The following is a 21,223-nucleotide window of genomic DNA, read 5'->3' as shown; positions in this document are numbered from 1 at the left end:
GTTAGCCGGTGTTCTTCATGCCGGCGGCAATCCCTTTCACCGTGAGCCGAAGGGTGCGGTCTTCGGCCTCGGTACGGTCATCGGTCGCGAGCAGGCGGACCTGAAGCTTGTTGAGCGGGTCAACGTAGGGATTCCGGCGAGCGAGGTTCTCTGCGAACCAGTCACGCTGTAGCAGCCCATCCCGGCCCGTGATAGTGGTCACGAGGTCAACCGCGCGGGCGTGTTCGGCCTCGATGCGGGGGAAGAACCGCTCGCGGAGCGCCGGTTCCGCGGCGGCGGCATACTCGCTGGCCACGTCGAGTTCTGTCCGGGCCAGCGCCGTCGCCGCATTGTCGAGCAGCGTCCGGAAGAACGGCCACCCCTCGTACATCGCACGCAGCGTCTCGAGATCACCGCCAGCGTCGAGATACGCGTCCAACCCAGTGGCCAGCGAGTACCACCCCGGCAGAATGCACCGCGCCTGTGTCCACGAGAACACCCACGGAATCGCTCGCAGATCCTCGACGGACCGCTCGCCGCTCCGCGAGGCGGGCCGCGACCCGAGGTTGAGATTCTCGATGACGGTGATTGGCGTTGCCTGCTCGAAGTAGGCGACGAACCCGTCGGTCTCGAGGAGGTCGCGGTATGCATCGCGGGCCGCGTCAGCGGCCGTCTCCATCGCGTCGTCCCACTCGTCGGGAATCGGCTCGTCGTCGCCGGCCACGGCATCGTACCGGGCGCGTATCTGGGCATCGAGCATCTGCTCGAGATTCCGCTGTGCGATGCGTGGGTTGGCGTATTTTTCCGCGATAGCCTCGCCCTGCTCGGTGAACTTCACCTCGCCGGTGACCGTCTCGCGGGGCAGTGCTAACAGCGCGTCGTTCATCGGCCCGCCACCCCGCGAGATGGAGCCACCACGGCCGTGGAACAGCCGCAGGGTGACGCCGTACTCCTCGCAGATGCGGGTGAGCCGCTTCTGGTTGCGGTGGAGCGACCACCGAGCCGCGAGGTAGCCGTTCTCTTTGTTGGAATCCGAGTAGCCGAGCATCACTTCCTGGAGCGGGGCACCGTCGCTGCGCGCCTCGATGGCGGCCGCGTACGCGGGGTTGTCGAACAGCGTCCCCATGATGCGGCGGGCACCCGACAGCGCCGACTTCGTCTCCAACAGCGGGACCACATCCAGCCCGCAGTGGCCCGGCAGGTCCGCGACGCCGGCTTGGTCGGCGAGGAACAGCACCTCGAGCACGTGGGACGGCTCCTCGCACATCGAGATGCAGTAGGTGTCGATGGCGTCGGCGCCGTACTCTCGCTGCCAGTCGGCCGTCGCGTCGAACAGCGTGAGCACGCGCGCAGCCGTCTCCGAGAGCCCCGTCGTGTCGTCGGTATCAACGACCGGCTCGTCGGCGAGAATCGCCTCGGTCAGCAGATCGACCCGCTCGTCTTCATCGCGACTCCGGTAGTCGATGCCCGCTCGGTCGAGCGCCTCCGTGACGGCCTGGGTGTGATTTTCGCGGTGGTCGCGCAGATCGAGACTGGCCAGCGAGAACCCGAAGGTGGCGACCTGCCGGCGAAGCGGGTCGACGTGGGTTTCGGCGATGTTCGCGGCGCGGTTGGCCCGGAGATCTGCGGCCAGCGCGTCGATATCCGCGAGCAGGGCCTCGTGATTGGCGTAACCGCCCGGCCGGACACCACCCACCCGATCGATACGCTCACGCATCAGCCGCAGCAACTGTCGGTACGGCTCGTCTGGGTAGCGGTCGGCCGCCTCCTCGGCCGCATCACCCAATTCCGCGCGGTGGGTTGCCAGCCGGTCGCGCACCGTCTCCCCAACGGTGACTCGGTCGGTATGCTGGCTCAACACACCAGAGAGCCGCTTCAGCGCCGTCCGGTACTTCGAGAGGACGACCGATCGCTGGCGCTCCAGCGTCTCCGCGGTTACCGCCGGGGTGACGTGGGGGTTGCCGTCGCGATCGCTGCCGGCCCACGAGCGGAACTCGAACAGCTTCGGCACCTCAACGTCCGCGTCGTACGTCTCCGCGAGCCGTTCCTCAAGGGCTGCGTACACATCACCGACGACATCGAACAGCGTATTTTCGAGATACCACAGGACGTTCAGTGCCTCGTCGGTGACCTCGGGGCGGCGGTCGCGGAGCTGTGGCGTTTGCCAGAGACTGGTTACTTCTGTCTCGACATCCCGCTCGATAGCCGCCTGCTCGCCGTCGGTGAGCCGGCGCTCGTCGAGCCGTTCGAGGTCCTCGGCGACGGACCGGAGCTTCGCCTTCACCGTCTTCCGGCGCGCCTCGGTTGGATGGGCGGTGAACGTCGGCTCGATGAGCACGTCCTCAAGCACAGACTCGACGGTGGCGGCGTCGGCGCCGTCGGCCGCAAGCGCATCGACGGCCGCGGCGACAGAGTCCTCGAGAGTGCCCGACTGCTGGCCGCGTCGCACCGCCCGCACCCGTTCGCGCTCCTCCGCGAGGTTGACCAGCTCGAAGTAAGAGGTGAACGCCCGCGCGATGGCCTCATCGTGAGCCCCTGCGGCGGCAGCGAGCGCGTCGTCCAGCCCCGCCCACGAGTCAGCCTCGCCCCGCCGATAAGCAATCGCCGCCTGTCGCACCTGTTCGACCGCTTCGTACGCCTCGTCAGAGGACTGCTCGGCGATGACATCGCCGAGGAGTTCGCCGAGTTCGCGGACATCCTGCTCGACGTCCCGCGCGTGGAGATTCCCGTCGCTCATACACGCTTAGCGCCCGCAGCCCCCTAAAGAGTTTTTACTACAATTCGTATGAACAATCACACGAGAGGTCGTGTTCGACCGCCGCCACGAACAGTCGTGTCGATGATATGTACTGTGGACGGACGCCCATACCCAGCCAAGATCAGGGCCAGATTCACGTGTCACTCGCTCGAACGTGAGGTATGTCACCGGACGATACAGAGGAGGCGGCACCGACCCCGCCCGCGCTGGTTCGCGAATTCACCGCCGACCTGATGGCTGGCGACGAGGTGTCCTATACGCTCGAAGACGCCCATGTCGACGTTCCCTCGCGGTTCGACCGGCCATCGCCGACGGCAACCTGGCGGTTCGACGGGACGGTGACGGTCCGGGTCGAACGAACCGGCGAGTAAGTTATAACGAACGGGGCGTCCGTTCGCTAGGCACCCGCCCCCGGTCATCGTAGCCGACGCGGCCGACGAAACTGGGGCCGAGGAACTCCATCGTCTCCTCGTAGAGCCCGGTCGCACAGTCGAACTCGCGTTCCGGACACCGCGCAAGTACCTCCGCAAGCATCCGGTCGTCGCCGCCGGGAGCCGTCAGCCGGCGGTCGCCGACGCGCCGGATGGCCTGCTCGCGTGTCGTTGGGAATGTCAATTCCGACAGAAACAGGTCGTACACCTCGCCGGGTCGCATATACAACAGTAGGCGCGCGACGGTGACGGAAACCATCCCGAACAGGTTCGGACCGGAGCGGCCATATCGATGGCGTGTCTCTTCCCGCCGTGGACGACCACCCCGGCTTCCGACGCACGTTCGGCGGTAACGGACTGAGCGTCGGCGTCAGCTTCCCGCTGACCGACAGCCGCGAGTCGCCCCCTGATGTCGACCGCGAGATGGCGCTCGTGGCCCGCGCTGAGTCGCTCGGTTACGACGCTGTCTGGGCGCGAGACGTGCCGCTGTATTGGCCGCGGTTCGGCGACGCCGGCCAAACATTCGACCCGTGGACGTGGCTGGGACATGCCGCCGCTCATACGGAGCGTATCGCGCTCGGCACCGCGAGCGTCGTCCTTCCGCTCCGGCACCCATTGCACGTTGCCAAGCAGGCCGCCTCGCTCGACCGGCTCTCCGGCGAGCGCCTCGTCATGGGCGTCGGCGCCGGCGACCGCGAGCCAGAGTTCGCCGCCTTCAACGTCAACCACGACACGCGGGGCGCCCGCTTCCGTGAAGCCGTCACGACGCTCCGGACAGTCTGGGGCGAGTCGTTCCCCGACTATGAGGGGCCATGGGGGCGGCTCGATGGTGACCTCGATGTCGTGCCGACGCCGGCGAACGGGACGGTACCGCTAGTTCCCACCGGGCGGGCGCGCCAGTCGCTCGACTGGCTCGGCGAGTACGGGGACGGCTGGCTGTTCTACCACCTGCCGGAATCGACGCTCGCGTCGTACCTCGAGGACTGGCGAGCAGTCGCCGATAAGAAGCCATTCGCGATGGCGCTACGGGTCGCGCTGGCTGAGGAGTCCGGGGCCGACCCGGAGCCTATTCACCAGGGCTATCGGATCGGGACGGAGCAACTTGAGGCGTACCTCGGCCGGCTCGAGGAACTGGGCGTCGACCATCTTCTTGTCTCTCTCGCGAGCGAGACGCCGGAGCGTGCGCTCGAGCAGGTTGCGGCCGTCCGTGACCGGGTATAGGTCATCCCTCGCCGTCAGTAGCGACAGGCGGCCGGCCGCCGGCGGCGTCGGCGGGGGCCGCCGCTGCGAGGACGCGCCCTTTCGCCGCCTCCGCGTGGACGGCGTCGGTCACCCGCGGATGAGTGCCCAGTGGGTCTGCGTACTCGATGCCGCCCCGTGACAGTTCGAGCTGTTCGGGGATGCGCTCGTCGGTGGCCGGCGAAGGGGCGACGAACAGCGGCACCGCGACGGACCGCGGGTTCGAAACCTCGTAGCGCACGCACTCGACGGTAGGGTTCTGGAGCAGATAGCAGGTGACGACCTGCCCGTACCCAGCCGTCTCGCGCAGCCGGCCAGCGTGGTACTCCGCGGCTCGCCGCTGGTGGGGAGTCGACGAACTCCCAAAGCCCACGAGCACGAGCGAGGCGTCCTCGCCTTCGTCGACGAGTCCGCGGGCGCGCTCGGCGAGTACCTCCGTCACCGCCGGGTTGCGACCCACTGGGTCACAGTAGTGGACCTCACCCGGGAGATACGAGAGCGCGCGCGGTACCGCGTCGACGGTGTCGTGGGTGTGCGCAAGACACATCGGCACCGCGTGGACGCGGTCGGCCTCGTGGGTCGCGAACCGCTCGCGCAGCTCGCGCACCGGCTCCTCCTCATAGGTCGCCACCTCGACGGCGTCGAAGCTCGTCCGGTCGGCCAGCCGACGGCGATGAGTCTCGAACACTTCGGGGCCGTCCCCGGCGGCGCGACCGACGAGCAGCAGTGTGTCCCGTGGCATGGTGGTGGTTGGCCCAACACAACTTTAGTTGTGTTAGGGAAAGTTGGCTTGGTTCAGGGTACGGACGGGACGGTATATAGCTAACGGTGGTCGGAATGCCGCCGGACGACCAGCACTGACAGGTCCGAGAAGGGGGACTCCTCCGGGCCATTCCCGCCCGCGTGGTCGGCCAGTTCATCCAGTCGCGTCCGCGTCACCGATTCGTCGTCGTGGGTGAGCCGCTCGCAGACAAGCGTCTCGAGGGCCGGATCGGCGCCGGCCTCAAGCAGGTGGGCGGCGATATCGCCAGGCATCCAGTCATACGGGCGGGGCAACACGAGCAGATGACGGTCCCCGACGCCCTCGCGGAGCCGCCGTAGATCATCAGTCAGGTCGCCGCTCTTGTGGAGCGTGACGAACGACGTCGCTTCCATGGGCGTCCGCGCACGGCTCGCCGCGACCTGCAGCGAGGAGATACCCGGCACGACCCGGACGGGCGCGTCCACCGCCCGCTCAACCTTGCCGAGGAATTGATAGCCGGAGTGGTTAGGATCGCCCATCAGCACGGCCGTCCCTCGGTCGCCGGCGGCAACGCGGTCTGCAAAGGCCGCAAGCGTCTCTTCTTCGTCGCGGTACCCGCAGGTGAGCAGGTCCGCGTCGGTTAGATCGGCGACGAACTCGACGACAGTACCGAACCCGACCACGACATCTGCCTCGCGAACAGCCCGCTTGCCGCGCGGCGTCAGGAACTCGAGATTGCCTGGACCAACACCGATGGCGTGGACCGGCGCTGAAGCGTCGGCCGGCTCCGGCGTCGCTGCGGCGATGGTCGCCGGGTCCGGCCCCGAATCGAGGTCGTACGTGTCGCTCACAGCTCCACCTCACCACCGCGGACATCGCTGGCGACGTGGACGAGTTCGTTTGTGAGCCCGGCTGCCAGCCCGCTACCGCCACGCCGACCGACGTTCGTCACCGCAGGGATATCGTGTTCGCGCGCAACTGCCCGGAGCCGCTCACGGCTGTCGGCGGCCTTTACGAAGCCGACAGGGGTGGCAACGACAACGGCCGGCCGCGTCCCCTGTTCGATGCAGTCTGCGAGCGCAAGTGCCGCCGTCGGCGCGTTGCCGACGACCGCAATCGCGTCGTCATAGACGCCCTCGCGGTCGAGTTCGAGCACGGACGCCGCCGTGCGCGTCATCCCCGTCTCGGCGGCCAGCTCCGCCCCGTTGCCGATAGCCTTCTGCACCGGACAGTCGTGACCGCGGCCGGTGATGCCCGATTTCACCATCGTGATATCAGTCACGACGGGCCGCTCGTCGAGGACGGCTCGCCCGCCGGCACGTACCGGGTCACCGGTGATCCGGACGAGGTGCTGGAACTCCGGATCACCCGTCGCGTGAACAGCCTTTGCACGCAGTCGGTCCGCAAGCGTCTCCTGCGGGACCAACTCGTGGACCCGATCCATACTCGTTTCTGCGATATCCATCGCCTCCGAGGTTGTCGCCCCGAGGTCGGCGTACGCCTCGAACCCGCCGTCCTCCTCGGCGTCACTCATCGTCGCCCTCCGTATCCGCGCGGGCATCAAACAACTCGAGCGCAACCGTCACTTCGGCGTGGTCGGCGTCGGTCGCGGCTGCCTGCAGGCTCGCGGTCGGGGGCGCCAGCAGCCTGTCGACAAGTCGGTCGGCGAACCGCTCGATGACGGCCCGCTGGCCGTCAGTGAGCCCGCCAGCCGCCTCCAGCGCGGCAAGCGCCTGTCCGACCTGGCGGTGCTGCACCTCAGCACCCGTCTCGCGGATGGCTGCAGCCGCCCGCTCTGGCCGAGCGTCGCGACCGACCTCGGCGTGCTCCTCACGGGCATCAGTCGTCATCGCTGGTCACCTCCGTCGGACCGCCGGCCTGGGCCTCGATGTCGCCGTCGACGGTGAGGTTGACGTCACGAAGCCGGTCTGCCGTCGCATCGTCGGCATCCCACAGCCCTCGATCGATGGCCTCCAGCAGGGTGTCCGTGATGGACTCAAGCGCCCACGGGTTCACATCCCGGAGCCACTCCTGTCGGTCGGCATCGAGCGCGTACCGATCGGCAACGGACGCCCACAGCGTGTCGCTCACCACGCCTGTCGTGGCGTCCCAGCCGAGCACGACATCGACTGTCGAGGAAAGGTCACCCGCGCCTTTGTAGCCGTGCTCCTCCATGGAGTCGAGCCACTCGGGGTTGAGGACCCGCGCTCGCATCGCCTTGCGCACCTTCTCTTCGTTCGTGTAGACGTCAACATTGTCTGGGTCCGAGGAGTCGCCGACGTAGGAGGCGGGCTCCTCACCCGCAGTCTCCGCGACGGCCGTGATGAAGCCGCCGTGGAACGCGTACCAGTCCGAGGAGTCGAACTCGTCCTGTTCGGCGGTGTCCTCGATTTTGACTGTCGCCTCCACGTTGCCCAGCCGCCGTTCGAAGGATGCGTGCGCCTCGGTTGTTGTCCCTCGGGAACCGAGCGCGTACCCGCCCCACTGGACGTAAACCTCCGCGAGGTCGCTGCGGTCCTCCCAGTTCCCCTCGTCGACCGCCTTGTTCGTCCCTGCACCGTAGCCGCCGGGCTTGGTGGTGAACACGCGGTGTTTGGCCGCCTTCGTCGGCTTGTCCACACCGTCGGCCTCGAGGTCCGCGGCATCCTCCTCGACGTGTTTCTTGACGTAGTTCTGCTCGTAAGACTCGTCAAGGGCGACGACGGCGTCGACGGCGTCATGGATGACGCTCGCCGCCTGCGGGAATGCATCCCGGAATAGCCCCGAAACCCGAGTCGTCACGTCGATGCGCGGCCGCCCGAGTTCGTCGAGCGGGATCGGCTCGACATCGTCGATGCGACCGGCGTCGGTCCACTGCGGCTCGACACCCATCAACGCGAGCACCTGCGCGATTGTCTCCCCACGCGTCCGCACTGTTGGTGTCCCCCACGCGACGACACCGATCTCTTCGGGGTAATCGCCGGTCTCGTCGGCGTGCCGCTCGGCAACGCCGGCAGCCACCTCGCTGCCGACTGCCCACGCACTCTTCGCCGGCACTTTCCGTGGGTCCAGTGTGTAGAAGTTCCGGCCCGTCGGCAGCAGGTCGACGCCGCCGCGGGTTGGCGCGCCGCTACCACCGGGCGGGACGTACTCGCCGGCGAGCGCATCGGCCGTCCGCGGAATCTCAGCCTCGGCGCCCGCTACTCGCGGGGCGGCCTCCTCACAGATGTACGCGAGCGCCGCGCGCAGGTCCTCGTGTGCACCACTCGAGACGCGGGCGTCACCGAGCGGCTCGATATCGACAACCATGAGCTTCAGGTTCACCTCGTCGTCTGGGCCAGCTGCTCGCTCGTCGGCGGGCACGTCGAATCCCTCGGCCGCGAGCGTCGCAACTAACTCGAGGCTCGTCTCGTAGACACGGTCGGCCGCCTCGGCGTAGGTCATCCCGAGGTCGTGGTCGTACTCGCCAGGGGCGTCCAACATCGTCTGGTAGTCGACACCGAGCACGCCCGCGACACTCTCGCGCAGACTCGGCGCCCCCGGGTTCTCGAGGCGGGTCAGCGCAACCAGATACTCGACGAGGCGGTCGTCTGCGGGCGGCTCACCCATCGTGTGAAGCCCCATCCGTATCTGGGTCGTCTTCACGTCGGTGAGATACTCGTGGACACGCTCGACCAGCTCATCGACATCTACCTCGTCGCCCGCTACCTCACCCTCCGCAAGCGTCGTCCCCGCCTCCTCGGGACCGCGCACGTCCACCTTCTCGTCGACGTCGCCGGCGAGGCCGAGCTCGGCCGCGAGGTCAAGCTCGTCGACCGTCTCGCGCAGCAGCTGCTCGAGGTGGTCGCCGTCGTCGCTCCGGGCGTCCTCCATACCGGCCTCGCGATAGCGGTCCGCCAGCTCTTCAAGCTCCGCGAGGTCGTCGTAGGTGCCGGCGTTCGACATCACGGGCGTGAGGTGGTCGACGACGGCCGCGTACGACCGCCGCTTCGCCTGAGTCCCCTCGCCGGGATTGTTGATGATATACGGGTAGATGTTCGGGAGATCGTCGACGAGCCCGTCGGGAGCGCTCGCACCGTTCAGCCCGACGGTCTTGCCCGGCAGCCACTCGAGACTGCCGTGGGTGCCGAGGTGGACGACCGCGTCGGCCTCGAACGCGTTGCGGAGCCACGCGTAGAACGCGACGTAGTCGTGTGGCGGTTGCAGATCCGAGTCGTGGTACACCTTCGAGGGATCCATCCCGAAGCCGCGGGGCGGCTGGACCGTCACGAGCACGTTCCCGAACTCGACGCCAGGAATCGCGAACGGGCGGTCCGGTGGCTCGCCCCACTCCTCGCGAACCGCGGTCTGAAGCCGGTCGTCGGCCTCGTGGAACCACGACCGATAGCGATCAGGCCCGACAGTATCAACGCTCAGCGCGCGGACGTCCTCGGGCGCGACCCACCGGTCGTCCAGCGTGAGCTGGTCGGTGAGCTGCTCCATCAGGTCCGCGCCGTCTGGTGGTGTTTGACCGTTGAGGTCGTAGCCGCGGGCCCGGAGTTCCGACAACAGGTTGACAGTGCTCTCGGGGGTGTCGAGGCCGAAGGCGGTCCCGATACCGTCGTCGCTCGGTGGGTAATTGTGGAGGACGACCGCGACCCGCTTGTCAGGGTTCGGAACGTGTCGGAGCCGTGCCCAGTTGACCGCGAGTCGCGCGGCATGGTCGACGCGGTCTTCGATGGGGAAGTGCTGTTTCGGTGCGCTCCCGATATCGGCCGTGTCGTCGGTTCGTTCCTTGCCACTGATCGGATGGGTGATGACGTTGCCGTCGAACTCAGGGAGCGCGACCGACAGCGCGAGTTCGAACCCCATCACGCCCGTCTCGCTGCCCTCGTAGCGCGACCGCGAGCGCATCGTGGTGACGGTCTGGATAACCGGGATACCGAGCCGGTCAAGGAACACCTCGTTGGCACCCTCGTCGGCCGCGCTGCGGCCGCGTTCTTCCATCGATAGCGAGAACATGAACGACGAGCAGACGGCGTCGACGACCGGCTCTCCGTCCGCGAGCAGCCACTCATCGGTGACACGCTCGGCGTCCCAACCCTCGCCGTCCTCGGTCGCTGGGTTACAGAAGATGGGGAGTGCGTTCGCACCCTGGGCCTCGATGGCCCGCACCTGTGCGTCGACATAGCGGGTATTCTCGTGGGTCCAGTGAGACTCGTAAAACCAGACGGCAATCGTCGGCTTGTCGGGGTCGAATGTCGCTGTGAGTTCGTCGTAGCCCGCCCCCGGGTAATCTGGGTGGTAGACCCCCTCGGTCGGCAGTTCGACGGGATCGTCATGGGGCCGCGGCTCGGCGAAGCTATCGACCAGATACCGGATGCAGTTGGCAAGGTTCGCCGTACCGCCCCGCTCCAAGTACTCGTAGACCCGGTCGCGTGTGTCTGTGTCGACGCTTGTGTCCTCGAACGCGTAAGCGTCACCCGTAGATTTGACCACGAGCGGGATACCCGCCTCGCGGAGCCGGTCGACTGCGTGCTCGTAGCCGGGCATGCTCCCCTCGCCGCCGTGGAGCCAGAAGACGACCGCCGTCGCGTCGCCGAGCTCATCGAGGAACGCGTCGACGTCCTCGAGGCCGTCGAGATCGCTCTCCGAGCGGGCCACCAGCTCCGCGTCCACCTGCTCGGCCGCCTGCCCCGCCGCCCCGAGCTCGTTTTCCGTCGCCGTGTATAGTCCGATGGTTGGCATAACGTTGTTAAACCTCCGTTTCGCTAATACAAGTATGATTGAACAGAGCACAAGTGAAAAGGATTCCGGCGCGACCTTCGCCGATGTCGTCGGCCAGACGGAACTGAAGGAGGCGCTGCTTGCCGTCGCGACCGACGACGACCTCGACGGGCTGCTCGTCGAAGGAGAGAAGGGCACCGCTAAGTCGACCGCTGTGCGGGCGCTCGGCAATCTCCTTCCCAGCCAACGGGTCGTCGCCGACTGTCCGTACGCCTGTCACCCGACGGACCCAGACCGGCAGTGTGGTGACTGTCGTGCCCGGCCCGACCCGCCGGTCGACCGGCGGCGTGTGCCGGTAGTGACACTGCCACTGGGGGCGACCCGCGATCGCGTCGTTGGCACGCTCTCAGTCGCGGACGCGATGGCTGGTGACGCTGAGTTCGACCCGGGTCTGCTGGCGCGTGCCAACCGCGGTGTGCTCTACGTCGACGAGGTGAATCTGCTGGATGATCACCTCGTGGACACATTGCTCGATGCGGCTGCAAGCGGGCGCAACCGCGTCGAACGAGACGGCGTCAGCGTTGACCACCCTGCGGAGTTCACCCTTGTCGGGACGATGAACCCAGAAGAGGGCGACCTCCGGCCGCAGCTCAGAGACCGGTTCGCGCTCCATACAACCGTCACCGGCCTCGACGATATCGACGACCGGATTGCTATCATCGAGGGTGCGCTCCGTCCCGAACAGGCGGACGACAGACCCGACGAACGGGTCGAGACGGGCGGCGACGACTCGGCTGAACCTGCCGCTCAGCTGGCACGGGCTCGCGAACTGCTCGCTGACGTGGAGCTCCCCGATGAGTTCGCAGCCGACATCGCGGAGCTGTGTCGAGATGCCGGCATCGATGGCCACCGTGGCGACATTGCGACGGCCCGGGCGGCGCGAGCGCTGGCAGCGCTCGACGGCCGGACGCGCGTACTCGAGTCTGACGTGCGACGCGCCGCCGAACTTGCCCTGTCACACCGGCTCCAATCGACCCCGTTCGAGGACGCGCCGGACCCCGAGGAGGTGGTCGACGACCACTTCGACGACGCGGAGGACGGTGAGCCGGACGACGGGACGGACGCTGGCGGCGAAACCGAGTCCGAGTCCGACGGCGAGGCGAATGGCGATGGGGACGAGGAGACGGACGCCGGAAGCGACGGCGAAGACGGCGAAGAGGGTGAAGCGCCCGACGGAGAGCCGAATAGTGGACGCGGCGACGAGAGTGGCGACCCAGAGGCCGACGAGAGCGACGACAAAGCGTCGTCCGACGATGGCGACCCGGAGGAGTCTCGCTCTGATGAAGGAGGTAACCCAGAGCCTGTGTCGGCAGAGGGAGACAACGGTGGAGACGCTGATGGCGAGGGATCAGACAGCCCGGCAGAGGAAGAGCAGGAGGCGACGCCACTCGTCCCGGGGGCCGAACGGGCAGGTATCGGCGAGGCTGCTGCACCAGAACTGGGGGTACCGGACGCGGCTGACGTCGGGTCGGCTGGCGAGGGGCGCGGCGAGGCGGCCGCGACAACTGCGGGGAGCGGGTCACTGGTGCGTACCGAGCGGGCGTCGGATGACGACCCCATCGACGCCGCGGCGTCTATCCGCGCGGCTGCGGCTCGCGGCGACGACAGTGTCGAGTCGCGTGATCTCCGGCGGTCCGTCCGGGCGAGTGACGCCGAGACGCTCGTGCTCTTTGTCGTGGACGCCAGCGCGTCGATGCGGCCGGCGATGCGGGCGGCCAAGGGGACAGTCCTTGAGCTCCTGCAGGACGCCTACGAGGCGCGTGACGCCGTCGGCTTCGTCGCGTTCGCCGGCGAGGACGGCGAGGTGCTGTTGCCGCCGACGGACAGCGTCACGCTTGCGGCCCGTCACCTGAAGGAACTGCCGACGGGTGACCGGACCCCGCTGCCCGCCGGGCTCCGGACCGCGGGTAGCGTGCTGGACCGCGCAGACCCCGACGCGAGCGTGGTCGTGCTTGTGACGGACGGGCGGGCGAACGTCGGCGAGAGCCCCGTCGCGGAGACGCGGGCCGCGGCGGCAGCACTCGCCGAGCGGGACCCGTCGGTGGTCGTCGTGGACGCCGGTGACGAAGACGACAGAGGGGCACTCGTCGACACGCTCGTAGAGGTGACCGACGGTCGACGGGTGCCGCTGGACGCGCTCTCGGCGGCTCGGGTTGACGCCGCGGCCAGGCGAAACTGAACTTTCGTCGGACCCGGAAGTTTTACAAGTGCGCTTGTCTTTGGTCAACTCGAGTTTCACATGGCGACAGCGACTGACACGGTGACTGGACGGATCGACGGCGCGCGGACGGAGCTGACGGCGACACAGGCGCTCGCGGGGCTGTTACTCGTGGGCGTGCTCGGCGGCGCGCTGCTGTTCGCACAGGAGCCCGCGCTCCACGACGCGATGCACAACTTCCGGCACGCAGCCGGCATCACCTGCCACTGAGATGCTCGCCGGGTACGCGACCCGTGGGCTGAAGGCGGGAGCCGCCGCAGGGGCGGCCTTCGGCGCGTACGTCGCGCTCGTCGGTAACCCCCTGGTCCGCCACGCCGAGGCCGTCACAACCGGCCACGCCCACGTCGGCGAGGCAGGTACCCTGCTGGGGTCGGCGACCAGCGTCGCCGCTGGCAGCCTGTGGGGACTGCTCGCCGGCCTCTGTTTTGGGGTCGCGTACTACCTCGCAGAGCCAGCCCTACCCGGCGGCGCGGAGGCGCGCAGCTATCTGCTCGCCGCGGCTGGCTTCGTGACCCTCGCGGGCGCCCCATGGCTCGTGCTCCCGCCGCAGCCGGCCGGCGTCGAGCCGATCCTCGGCGCGGACACGCGGCTGGCCTGGTATGGGGGGATGATTGTCGCCGGCGGCCTCGCCTGCGGGCTCGCGCTTGCCGCATACAAGCGGACCCGCGGCACCCGCCGGGCGAGCCGGCTCGCAGCCGCGGCCGCCCCATTTGCGCTCCCGCTCGGGCTGGCTGCCGTTGCTCCGGCGACCGCGAGTGCCGGCGACCCGGCGCTCGCGGCTGTCTACCGCGGCGTCGTCGGCCTCGGACAGGTGCTCCTGTGGGGAACGCTCGCGGCCACCCATGCGTGGCTCTGTCGGCGCTCGCCGCTCGCCCCGACCGTTCAAGAAGGCCCAGCGGGGGCCGACTAATGGACGATCGGACGCCGGAGGTTGCCGCGAGCGGCTTCACCGACCACGTGCTCGTCTGCACGACCGACCGCGACGAGCACGCCTGCTGTGGCGACGCGGGCGCCGAGGCGGTGCTCACGGCCGTCAAGCAGTGGCTCCGCGAGCGGGATGTCTTCTGGTCGAACGTCCACGTCGCGGAGACGAGCTGTCTCGGCCTCTGTAGCGAGACTGGCACGGGCGTTGTCCTCCAGCCGCGGGGCCGCTGGTACGCGGGCGTCACGCCCGAGGAAGTGCCCGACCTACTGGCCGAGGAGTTCGGCCCCGAGGTCGACCGGCTCGGTGCCGGCGTCGCGGTGGAGTAGCTACGCTTATTCACCCGGCCGACAACGCGATGATATGCTCCTCGCGGGCGGTATCGCCGGCGCGCTTGCGACGGGTGCCGTCGTCGGCGCAGGCCACGCGCTCGAGGCTGACCACGTTGCTGCGGTGGCCACGCTCGTCGACGACGAGACGGCACGCCCCGCCCGCGTCGGCGCGTCGTGGGGTATCGGCCACGCCATCCCCGTTGTTCTCCTCGGAATCGGACTCGTCGCTGTCGGCGTCCAGCTCCCAGCCACGGTGACGGCCGGCGTCGAGACGCTGATCGGGCTCCTGCTGATTGCGCTGGGCGCACGAACGCTGTGGCGGCGGCGACACCACGCCGGTGCCGCCGACCACTCACACCTGCAGGTCGGCCAGCTCTCTGTCGGCGCAGCACACACCCATGGGTTCGACGGCGAGTCGCTCGCCGTCGGCGCGCTCCATGGCATTGCTGGCAGCGGTGCGCTCGTCGTCCTGCTTGTCTCGACGGCCGCCACCGTCGGGACAGCACTCGCCTTCCTCGCCGGCTTCACGCTGCTGTCAATCGGAACGATGGCAGCCGTCTCGCTCGCGTGGAGGAACGCCGTCGCGACGGGTCGCGGGCTCGAGACGCTGGCTGGGTTGGCGAGTATCGCCGTCGGCGGGCTCCTGCTGGCCGAGCAGACTGGGATAGTTCTGGTGGCCTGACTCAGGGCTCGACCCGCTGATTCTCGCCGTCCGGGCCGCGAATCCACCGGGCCACCTCGCCGCCGCAGCTCTCGCAGACGGTTCGGACAGCCTCCGTATCGTCGAGCGCGTCGAAGGTAACCGTCTGCCGCCCGCCGCAGTGTGGACAGTCAGCGTACTTCGGCTGGTCGCCGTAAGCCAGCGGCGCACCCAGTGCCAGCGCGCGCACCCGCTCGTCGCCGCGGTTCCAGCCGCGCTGGAACTCGTCGGTGCCGAACCGGATCGCCTCGCCCGGGCCCACCTCGACGGAGCCGTCGGCCGTCTCCCACGTCGCGGTGCCGGCGAGGACCACGAACACCTCCTCCTGTACCTCGTGGGCGTGACAGGCGAACGCGAATGAGTCACCGGGGGCGAGTTCGTAGTAGTTGACCGCGAGATCGGTACAGCTTAGCGGCTCGGTCAGTTGTCGCATCACGGCCGCCGGCTGGAGGGCATTGTCGACGTCGTCGATTCGGACGCGTTCCATACCTGCCCGGGAAGGAATGGCCGCAGAAATGTTCCCCGTCCCGGGCCGGACTCAGAGCCGGTAGCGGTGGAGTCGGTAGGCCCCGAGCCGGCCGTCGCCGTCGTGGTAGGCGACCGGCTCCTCGACGGCGACGGCGGTGTCGTCGGCCAGCGCGGCAGCCGTCACTACACCCTCGGCCGGGAGCGTCTCCCCGTCCCCGGTCGCGGCGTTAAACGTCCGGAGGCCGTGGGCCGCGGGATCGCGCTCGCGGAAATGCTGTGCGCCGGGAACTGCAACCCGGCCGCCGTCGGCGCCGACGCCGCCGGCGAAGCCGCCAACCGGCCCGCGCCAGCGACGCGTTCCGTCTATCGTGTAGCCGAAGGCGGTGTGCTCGTCGGGGTGGAGTCCGTCCGTCTCGCGGGCGTCGACGGCGTACGTGTTGCCCGTGACGAAGACGACGCCCGTGTCGGCCGCGTGGACGTGGTTCGGATAGGCGTAGAGCCGCTCGTCGCCGCGGTCGACCGGCGTCGCGAGGTCGGCCCGCCACTGCTCTCTGCCACCGGGCCCGAGCCGATAGCCTCGGTAGTCGCCATGGCTCGCGGCGACGACCCCCGCCTCGCACAGCGAGACATCACCTACCCGCCGGTCGCCGTCGGTGCCAGGGTCCCACTTCCACCGGGCCGCCCCCGTCGCCGCGTCGAGCACGACCAGCCCGTGCTGGTGGGTGCCGGGACAGCGGTTGTACGCGACGGCGACCCGCTCGCCGTCGGCGTCTACGGCGATAGGCGAGGCGTCCGCGCGGTAGGTCCACGCGAGCGTGCCGTCCGGCTCGAACGCGTAGATGCGACTCCGGAACTGCCGATCGCCATCGACCCGTTCGTAACGGCGTGCGGCCGCGTAGAGTCGGCCGTCTCCAGCCGCCAGCGACGCGACGAACGGAAGCTGGAACCGCGTCTCGTCGACGGGCTCGCCCACGTCGTCGGCGCTCCGGTAGCGCCAGCGGACGGCACCGGTCGCCGCGTCGTGGATGCGGACGATCCCGTCGGGGCCACGTTCGCCGACGGCGATACCGCCCGCGACCGGTGTCGCCGCGACGATGGCGGCATCACCGACATCGCAGCGCCACCGCTCGGTCAGTGTCTCGCGGTCGAAGGCCCGGACGGCCCCGTCGGCAGTCCCGACGACGACCCGGTCGTCTGTGAGCGCGACGGCCGATCGTCGGCCAGCGTGACGCGACCGGGCGGGCGTGACCTCGCCGAGCCCGACCGTCTCGTGGGCCGACGACCGCGGCGGCGAGCGGGCGTCACTCATCCTCGACGGGGAACGCCTCGTGGAGCACCTCGTGGGCCTCGCCAAGCCCGTCAAGGACGCTCCCGCCCTGGTCGGTGAGCCGGGCGACGGCACGCTCGGCGTCGCGGACGGCGACGAGTCGTCCGCGAAGGTAGTCGTAGTTGGGGTCATCGGCATCCGCCCGCGCAATCTCCTCCTCAAGGTCGACGAGCGCCGCGTCGAGGTGTCGTTCGACCTCTGAGAGCGTCGTCGCATCCGCGAGCGCGCCGATGGGGCCCTCGAGGTGACCCTCGAGTTCCCGCTCGGCGTGGTCGCGTGCGCTGCGGTCCTCGGTGCCGAGGACGTTCATCAGTCCGAGTCGTAGGGCTTCGAGTTCGTGACAGGTCATAGAGTTTGGTCGACCAGCTCCGAGACGATGCGCTCGCGGTCGAGATGCGAGGAGACAATGCGGTCTGCGTCGTCGGGTTCGACACCGCCGTACCAGACCCCGTCGGGGTAGACAGCAACCATCGGCCCCTCACCACAGCGACCGAGACACGAGGTCCGGGTGACCCGCGCGTCACAGGCATCGGAGTCGCGCACCGACTGACGGAGCCGCTCGAGGACCGCGGGGGCGCCGTCGGCCGCACACGTCTGGTTCGTGCAAACGGCGACGTGGTCGGCTGGCGCATCATGGACGTGCGGGTCGTCGTCGACGTTCTCGCGGTCGGCGTGGGTCTCTTGATGGGTGAGCGCGCGCAACATCGCACGGGCGCCGCCGACGTCCTCCTCGTAGCCGTCTAGTTCCACCTTGTACTTGCAGGTGTCACAGGACATGTTCACGCTCCCGGTGCGGGCCTCCTGCCAGCGGTCGCCGAGCACGTCCAGCAGGCGGGCGTCAGTGCCGAGCGGGTCGCCTGCGGCTGCGTCGACGTACGGGTACTCCGCGTCGAACTCGGCTGCACCCTCACGGATACGACCGGTGAGCACGCCGTCACCCAGCATGTACGGCAGGACGACTACCGCATCCGGTCGGGATTTCGCGACCGTGTGGAGCGTCTCCTCGAGAGTGGGCTCCGTCACGCCGATGAACGTCGCCTCTGCCCGGGAGAACGCGCGGCCCTCGTAGAGCAGCCGCGCCAGTTTGTGGGCGTCGGCGTTCGCGTCCGGGTCCGACGAGCCGCGGGCACAGACGACCGCGGCCACATCGTCCGTCTCGCGGTCGACGCCCAGGTCGGCCTCAACGGCCGCGGCCCGCTCGTCTAGCAGGTCGACCAGCGCCGGGTGGACGCCGAGGTGGCCACCCGCGTTGATCGTGAGGTCGTGACTCGCGCGAGCCTGTTCGACCGCCAACGGGACGTCGTTCTTGACGTGACTGGCGGCGAACAGCGACAGCTGGACGACAGTCAGTTCGGCGACAGCCGGTGCTAACCCAGCGATCGCATCAGGGATCGCCGGCTCCGCGAGCTCGAGAAAGCCGGCGTCAACGGGGACACCCAGCCGTTCCTCGAGGGCGGCCGCCAGCGTCCGCACCTGCTCGTTGGACTTCTCGCGGCGCGAACCGTGGCCGACGAGCAGGACGGCCTCGTCGTTGAGCCCGACCGGCGTCGACTCAGCGGTAGTCACAGCGTCCCCACCTCGCGGCCGGTCGCACGCTCGACGCTCCGGCGGAGCTTCCGACGACGGTCGGCGGCATACAGTCCGGTGGCGTCGCTGTCCGCGTAGACCCACTCGGCGAAGGCCGCCGCGTCTGCACCGTCGGCGAGCCCGAACCAGTGGCCGCCCGAGGATGTCTCCGAGAGCTCGTCCGTCGGCGCATCGACGGGCGCGGCCCGCAGTTGCGTGCGGACGGTCTCGAGCAACCGGGCGTCGTCGTGGACGAACGAGACGCCCACCTCGCCGGCCGACTCCCGGAAGCAGACCGTCCCACAGGACTCGAGCAGGCCGCGTACGAGCTGTGGCCGGTGGTCTGCGAAGGCATCGAGCCGATAGCCACCGGGCTGGCCGTCGACCGGCAGGCCCAGCGCCGCACCCGCCCGCCGCGCCAGCGCGCCGAACACTTGCAACTCGTGTTCGTCCTCGTAGCGGACGACAGAAGCGTCGTGGGCCGACTCGCGGGCCTGGACGTCGTGGTTGCGGCTGTCGGCACCCGCCACCGCGGCGAGTGCGTCGGCGGCCCGCTCGTCGCCGGCTCGCACGGTCACACACTCAGTCGAGAGGTCGCCGTCGCCGGCGACCCGCCCCCAGAAGTACGCCGTCGCCGGCGTCGCCGCCAGCAGGTCGTCGGCAGGCGCCGGGCGGGCGTCCGATTCACTCACCGTCGACCACCTCCACGTCGATTGCGTCGAGCGGACACGCGGCGGCAGCGTCCTCGGCAGCGGCGAGCCGGTCGTCGTCGAACGTCGCGACAGCGGTCGGGCTGTCGGCCGCTCCCGTTTCGTCCGCGAGCGCCGCGATGCCGTCTGCCGCCTCGACGAACCGGTCGTCGCGGACGAGACACGCGAAGATGCCGTCGCAGGCCTCCCGGTCCAGCCGCACGGTGTACTCAGTAGTCATACTTGGTCTCGTAGCCCCGCGGTGTCACCATCCGATCATCCCAGACGTAGGTGTCCTCGTTGCCGACGAGGATGGTCGTCGTCATGTCGATGAGGTCGGTCTCGCCGAGTGCCTCCAGTTCGCCCAGCTCGACGATCTCCGTCTGCTCGTCCTCGCGGCCCGCACCGTGGACAACGCCGACCGGCGTCTCGGGCGGACGGTGTTCCAGCAGGATCTCACAGCACTTCTCGAAGTTCTCCCGGCGCTTCCGGCTCCACGGGTTGTAGATGCTGATGGTGAACCCCTCCTTGGCGACGGCGTGGAGCCGCGACTCGATGGTGGGCATGTCCGTCAGGTGGTCCGAGAGCGAGACGCTCACGGTGTCGTTAACGAGCGGCGCGCCCACGCGAGCAGCACACGACTGGGCCGCTGGCACCCCAGGGACGACATCGAAGTCCAGCGCCGAGGCGGTCGCCCCCTTTGATTCGATGATTTCGAGCGCAAGCCCCGCCAGCGCGTAGACGTTCGGGTCGCCGCTGCCGATGATGGCGACATCGTTGCCCGCCAGTGCGCGGTCGATGGCCTCCTCCGTCCGAGACACCTCGCCGCACATCGGCGTATCGTATATTTCCTCGGCGTCGTCGGTGATCTCGTCGGGCAGCAGCTCCACGTAGGTGGTGTAGCCGACGATATGGTCGACGTCCGCGAGCGCCCGCTTCGCGCGGGCTGTCATTCCCTCCGGCTGGCCGGGGCCGAGCCCGACCGCGACGAGCTGGCCGGGGTCGGCCTCGAAGTCGTCAACGGTGGCGCCGACCTCCTCCTCGTCATCGTCCGACGAGGCGCCACAGCCCGAGGAACTCGAGGAGGTAGCGCCGCCACAGGCACTCTCCGTCGTGGTGTCGGTCGTCGCGCCGCCACAGGCGCTGTCGGTCGTCGTTTCCGCGGCGGCGCCGCCGTCCGTCGCCGTACTCGCGCCGCAGCTGCTCTCGGTCGATGCATCATCCGTCGTGGTGGTGTCGTCAGTACTCATGGTCAGAAATCCTCCACGTCGCGCCCGCCGCGGGGCGTGACGAGATACTCCTCGTGGTCGTTCTCCCAGACCTCCGTCTCTGCGGTGCCGACGACGATGGACGTCCCCATGCCGCCGACCTTCTCGTCGTGCTCGGTCGCGGCGCCAAGCGTCGTCACCGTGTGCGTCTCGTCCTCGAGGTTGCGGCCCGCGTCGCCGCGCCCCGCATCGTTGAAGATGCCGACCGGCACGTCGTCGGCCCGCTCCTCGCGAAGCACGTCGATAGCCCGCTCGTAATCGCGCCAGCAGTTGTACAGCACGACGACGAACCCGGAGATGGCCGCAGCTCGGAGCTTCTCCTCGATTTCCTTCCAGCCGCGCCACTTGTCGGATAGCGAGACGGTACAGAAGTCGTTCGACAACGGCGCACCGAGATTGGCCGCACCGCCCAGCGCCGCGGTCACGCCCGGCACGATCTCGATAGGGATGTCGTAGGCCTCCTCTTCTTCCGCCATCAGGAACAGCAGGTCGCTTTTTCCGTACACGTTGGGGTCTCCCCCGGAGACGTGGGCGACATCCTGGCCGTCACGGACCCGCTCGAACGCCTCCACCGCGAGTTCGACCTGCTGACCCATCGACGACCGGACGATCTCCTGTTCGGTGCCGTTCGGCCGCGCGGCGACCCCGCCGTCCGTCACGGCCTCCTCGGGCGGGAGCGTCCCATCGCGTCGCAGGAACTCTTGGTAGAGGTTGGAGGCGATGACACAGTCCGCAGACGTGATGACGTCCTTCGCGCGCTGGGTCATCGCGTGGGGAAGCCCGGGGCCGATACCGACGACGTACAGCGTCCCCATGTCGGCCGAGTCGCTCGCCGACAT

22 protein-coding genes are annotated in these 21,223 nt (G+C 68.8%); 7 read left to right on the top strand and 15 right to left on the bottom strand.

The genetic code is table 11. From position 1 onward, the window contains the following. Position 1: 1 nt before the first annotated feature. On the bottom strand, positions 2-2,716 hold the full coding sequence (gene ppc / locus ABEJ63_RS01740) for a phosphoenolpyruvate carboxylase (protein WP_375794620.1): 2,715 nt from the start codon (positions 2,714-2,716) through the stop codon (positions 2-4). A 182-nt stretch (positions 2,717-2,898) separates the two neighbouring features. Here ppc and ABEJ63_RS01735 point away from each other — a divergent pair, with 182 nt between their 5' ends. Further along, entirely contained in the window at positions 2,899-3,108 is a 210-nt protein-coding gene (locus ABEJ63_RS01735) for a hypothetical protein (protein ID WP_375794619.1), read from the top strand. A 1-nt stretch (position 3,109) separates the two neighbouring features. On the opposite strand, the gene ABEJ63_RS01730 is transcribed toward ABEJ63_RS01735, so the two are convergent. Then, positions 3,110-3,391 (bottom strand): hypothetical protein, encoded by a 282-nt coding sequence (locus ABEJ63_RS01730; RefSeq protein ID WP_375794618.1) that lies wholly within the window; start codon positions 3,389-3,391, stop codon positions 3,110-3,112. A gap of 89 nt (positions 3,392-3,480) precedes the next feature. Between ABEJ63_RS01730 and ABEJ63_RS01725 the strand changes: the two genes are divergently transcribed. Then, complete coding sequence (locus tag ABEJ63_RS01725; RefSeq protein WP_375794617.1) at positions 3,481-4,389, top strand: TIGR03571 family LLM class oxidoreductase; 909 nt, start codon at positions 3,481-3,483, stop codon at positions 4,387-4,389. A gap of 1 nt (position 4,390) precedes the next feature. Here ABEJ63_RS01725 and ABEJ63_RS01720 read toward each other — a convergent pair whose 3' ends face one another. From ABEJ63_RS01720 to cobN, 5 genes are all read right to left on the bottom strand, one after another. Next, entirely contained in the window at positions 4,391-5,149 is a 759-nt protein-coding gene (locus ABEJ63_RS01720; protein ID WP_375794616.1) for a CbiX/SirB N-terminal domain-containing protein, read from the bottom strand. 80 nt (positions 5,150-5,229) lie between these two features. Further along, a complete protein-coding gene (locus tag ABEJ63_RS01715) occupies positions 5,230-6,000 on the bottom strand; it encodes a cobalt-precorrin-7 (C(5))-methyltransferase (protein ID WP_375794615.1) in 771 nt (256 codons plus the stop codon). After that, a complete protein-coding gene (locus tag ABEJ63_RS01710; protein WP_375794614.1) occupies positions 5,997-6,683 on the bottom strand; it encodes a precorrin-8X methylmutase in 687 nt (228 codons plus the stop codon). The genes ABEJ63_RS01715 and ABEJ63_RS01710 overlap by 4 nt, the downstream gene beginning before the upstream one ends. Continuing rightward, the gene (locus tag ABEJ63_RS01705; protein ID WP_375794613.1) at positions 6,676-6,999 is read right to left on the bottom strand and encodes a hypothetical protein; all 324 of its coding nucleotides are present in this window, start codon (positions 6,997-6,999) and stop codon (positions 6,676-6,678) included. The genes ABEJ63_RS01710 and ABEJ63_RS01705 overlap by 8 nt, the downstream gene beginning before the upstream one ends. After that, positions 6,989-10,855, bottom strand: a complete 3,867-nt coding sequence (gene cobN / locus ABEJ63_RS01700; protein ID WP_375794612.1) for a cobaltochelatase subunit CobN — start codon at positions 10,853-10,855, stop codon at positions 6,989-6,991. The genes ABEJ63_RS01705 and cobN overlap by 11 nt, the downstream gene beginning before the upstream one ends. Before the next feature lie 34 nt (positions 10,856-10,889). On the opposite strand from cobN, the gene ABEJ63_RS01695 reads away from it, so the two are divergent. From ABEJ63_RS01695 to ABEJ63_RS01675, 5 genes are read left to right on the top strand one after another with little or no spacing between them, the layout of a single operon-like run. Next, a complete protein-coding gene (locus ABEJ63_RS01695) occupies positions 10,890-13,073 on the top strand; it encodes a VWA domain-containing protein (protein ID WP_375794611.1) in 2,184 nt (727 codons plus the stop codon). Between the two features lie 60 nt (positions 13,074-13,133). Next, positions 13,134-13,322: a CbtB domain-containing protein gene (locus tag ABEJ63_RS01690; protein ID WP_375794610.1), complete on the top strand. Its 189-nt coding sequence runs from the start codon at positions 13,134-13,136 to the stop codon at positions 13,320-13,322. Position 13,323: 1 nt separating this feature from the next. Further along, positions 13,324-14,022 carry a CbtA family protein gene (locus tag ABEJ63_RS01685; RefSeq protein ID WP_375794609.1) on the top strand — a complete coding sequence of 233 codons (699 nt, stop codon included), beginning with the start codon at positions 13,324-13,326 and terminating at the stop codon, positions 14,020-14,022. Further along, the gene (locus tag ABEJ63_RS01680; RefSeq protein ID WP_375794608.1) at positions 14,022-14,363 is read left to right on the top strand and encodes a ferredoxin; all 342 of its coding nucleotides are present in this window, start codon (positions 14,022-14,024) and stop codon (positions 14,361-14,363) included. Before ABEJ63_RS01685 ends, ABEJ63_RS01680 begins: the two co-directional genes overlap by 1 nt. 34 nt (positions 14,364-14,397) lie before the next feature. After that, the gene (locus tag ABEJ63_RS01675) at positions 14,398-15,048 is read left to right on the top strand and encodes a high-affinity nickel-transporter protein (RefSeq protein ID WP_375794607.1); all 651 of its coding nucleotides are present in this window, start codon (positions 14,398-14,400) and stop codon (positions 15,046-15,048) included. A 1-nt stretch (position 15,049) separates the two neighbouring features. Here the strand turns inward: ABEJ63_RS01675 and ABEJ63_RS01670 are convergent, their stop codons facing one another. From ABEJ63_RS01670 to ABEJ63_RS01635, 8 genes are read right to left on the bottom strand one after another with little or no spacing between them, the layout of a single operon-like run. Beyond that, the gene (locus tag ABEJ63_RS01670; protein WP_375794606.1) at positions 15,050-15,553 is read right to left on the bottom strand and encodes a cupin domain-containing protein; all 504 of its coding nucleotides are present in this window, start codon (positions 15,551-15,553) and stop codon (positions 15,050-15,052) included. Between the two features lie 51 nt (positions 15,554-15,604). Further along, entirely contained in the window at positions 15,605-16,843 is a 1,239-nt protein-coding gene (locus ABEJ63_RS01665; protein WP_375794605.1) for a PQQ-binding-like beta-propeller repeat protein, read from the bottom strand. Next, positions 16,836-17,210, bottom strand: coding sequence for a DUF3209 family protein (locus tag ABEJ63_RS01660; protein WP_375794604.1), 375 nt, complete (start codon positions 17,208-17,210; stop codon positions 16,836-16,838). The genes ABEJ63_RS01665 and ABEJ63_RS01660 overlap by 8 nt, the downstream gene beginning before the upstream one ends. Then, positions 17,207-18,427 carry a CbiX/SirB N-terminal domain-containing protein gene (locus tag ABEJ63_RS01655; protein WP_375794603.1) on the bottom strand — a complete coding sequence of 407 codons (1,221 nt, stop codon included), beginning with the start codon at positions 18,425-18,427 and terminating at the stop codon, positions 17,207-17,209. The genes ABEJ63_RS01660 and ABEJ63_RS01655 overlap by 4 nt, the downstream gene beginning before the upstream one ends. Further along, positions 18,424-19,119, bottom strand: coding sequence for a cobalamin biosynthesis protein (locus ABEJ63_RS01650; protein ID WP_375794602.1), 696 nt, complete (start codon positions 19,117-19,119; stop codon positions 18,424-18,426). The genes ABEJ63_RS01655 and ABEJ63_RS01650 overlap by 4 nt, the downstream gene beginning before the upstream one ends. After that, positions 19,112-19,357 (bottom strand): ferredoxin, encoded by a 246-nt coding sequence (locus tag ABEJ63_RS01645; RefSeq protein ID WP_375794601.1) that lies wholly within the window; start codon positions 19,355-19,357, stop codon positions 19,112-19,114. Before ABEJ63_RS01645 ends, ABEJ63_RS01650 begins: the two co-directional genes overlap by 8 nt. Beyond that, positions 19,347-20,366: a precorrin-3B C(17)-methyltransferase gene (gene cobJ, locus ABEJ63_RS01640; protein ID WP_375794600.1), complete on the bottom strand. Its 1,020-nt coding sequence runs from the start codon at positions 20,364-20,366 to the stop codon at positions 19,347-19,349. Before cobJ ends, ABEJ63_RS01645 begins: the two co-directional genes overlap by 11 nt. A gap of 2 nt (positions 20,367-20,368) precedes the next feature. Next, complete coding sequence (locus ABEJ63_RS01635) at positions 20,369-21,223, bottom strand: precorrin-3B C(17)-methyltransferase (protein ID WP_375794599.1); 855 nt, start codon at positions 21,221-21,223, stop codon at positions 20,369-20,371.

The sequence above is a fragment of the Halosegnis sp. genome (genome assembly GCF_042216475.1).
Taxonomy (GTDB): Archaea; Halobacteriota; Halobacteria; order Halobacteriales; family Haloarculaceae; genus Halosegnis.
Note: the sequence above shows the minus strand (reverse complement) of the source record. Positions and strands in the feature narration are given on the sequence as shown.

Coding starts and splice junctions, on each gene's coding strand:
- cobN (WP_375794612.1), bottom strand. CDS start 10,855: ATGCCAACCATCGGACTATACACGGCGACGGAAAACGAGCTCGGGGCG.
- ABEJ63_RS01690 (WP_375794610.1), top strand. CDS start 13,134: ATGGCGACAGCGACTGACACGGTGACTGGACGGATCGACGGCGCGCGG.
- ABEJ63_RS01680 (WP_375794608.1), top strand. CDS start 14,022: ATGGACGATCGGACGCCGGAGGTTGCCGCGAGCGGCTTCACCGACCAC.
- ABEJ63_RS01685 (WP_375794609.1), top strand. CDS start 13,324: ATGCTCGCCGGGTACGCGACCCGTGGGCTGAAGGCGGGAGCCGCCGCA.
- ABEJ63_RS01705 (WP_375794613.1), bottom strand. CDS start 6,999: ATGACGACTGATGCCCGTGAGGAGCACGCCGAGGTCGGTCGCGACGCT.
- ABEJ63_RS01660 (WP_375794604.1), bottom strand. CDS start 17,210: ATGACCTGTCACGAACTCGAAGCCCTACGACTCGGACTGATGAACGTC.
- ABEJ63_RS01695 (WP_375794611.1), top strand. CDS start 10,890: ATGATTGAACAGAGCACAAGTGAAAAGGATTCCGGCGCGACCTTCGCC.
- ppc (WP_375794620.1), bottom strand. CDS start 2,716: ATGAGCGACGGGAATCTCCACGCGCGGGACGTCGAGCAGGATGTCCGC.
- ABEJ63_RS01675 (WP_375794607.1), top strand. CDS start 14,398: ATGCTCCTCGCGGGCGGTATCGCCGGCGCGCTTGCGACGGGTGCCGTC.
- ABEJ63_RS01720 (WP_375794616.1), bottom strand. CDS start 5,149: ATGCCACGGGACACACTGCTGCTCGTCGGTCGCGCCGCCGGGGACGGC.
- ABEJ63_RS01635 (WP_375794599.1), bottom strand. CDS start 21,223: ATGTCGGCGAGCGACTCGGCCGACATGGGGACGCTGTACGTCGTCGGT.
- ABEJ63_RS01730 (WP_375794618.1), bottom strand. CDS start 3,391: ATGCGACCCGGCGAGGTGTACGACCTGTTTCTGTCGGAATTGACATTC.
- ABEJ63_RS01665 (WP_375794605.1), bottom strand. CDS start 16,843: ATGAGTGACGCCCGCTCGCCGCCGCGGTCGTCGGCCCACGAGACGGTC.
- cobJ (WP_375794600.1), bottom strand. CDS start 20,366: ATGAGTACTGACGACACCACCACGACGGATGATGCATCGACCGAGAGC.
- ABEJ63_RS01670 (WP_375794606.1), bottom strand. CDS start 15,553: ATGGAACGCGTCCGAATCGACGACGTCGACAATGCCCTCCAGCCGGCG.
- ABEJ63_RS01645 (WP_375794601.1), bottom strand. CDS start 19,357: ATGACTACTGAGTACACCGTGCGGCTGGACCGGGAGGCCTGCGACGGC.
- ABEJ63_RS01710 (WP_375794614.1), bottom strand. CDS start 6,683: ATGAGTGACGCCGAGGAGGACGGCGGGTTCGAGGCGTACGCCGACCTC.
- ABEJ63_RS01735 (WP_375794619.1), top strand. CDS start 2,899: ATGTCACCGGACGATACAGAGGAGGCGGCACCGACCCCGCCCGCGCTG.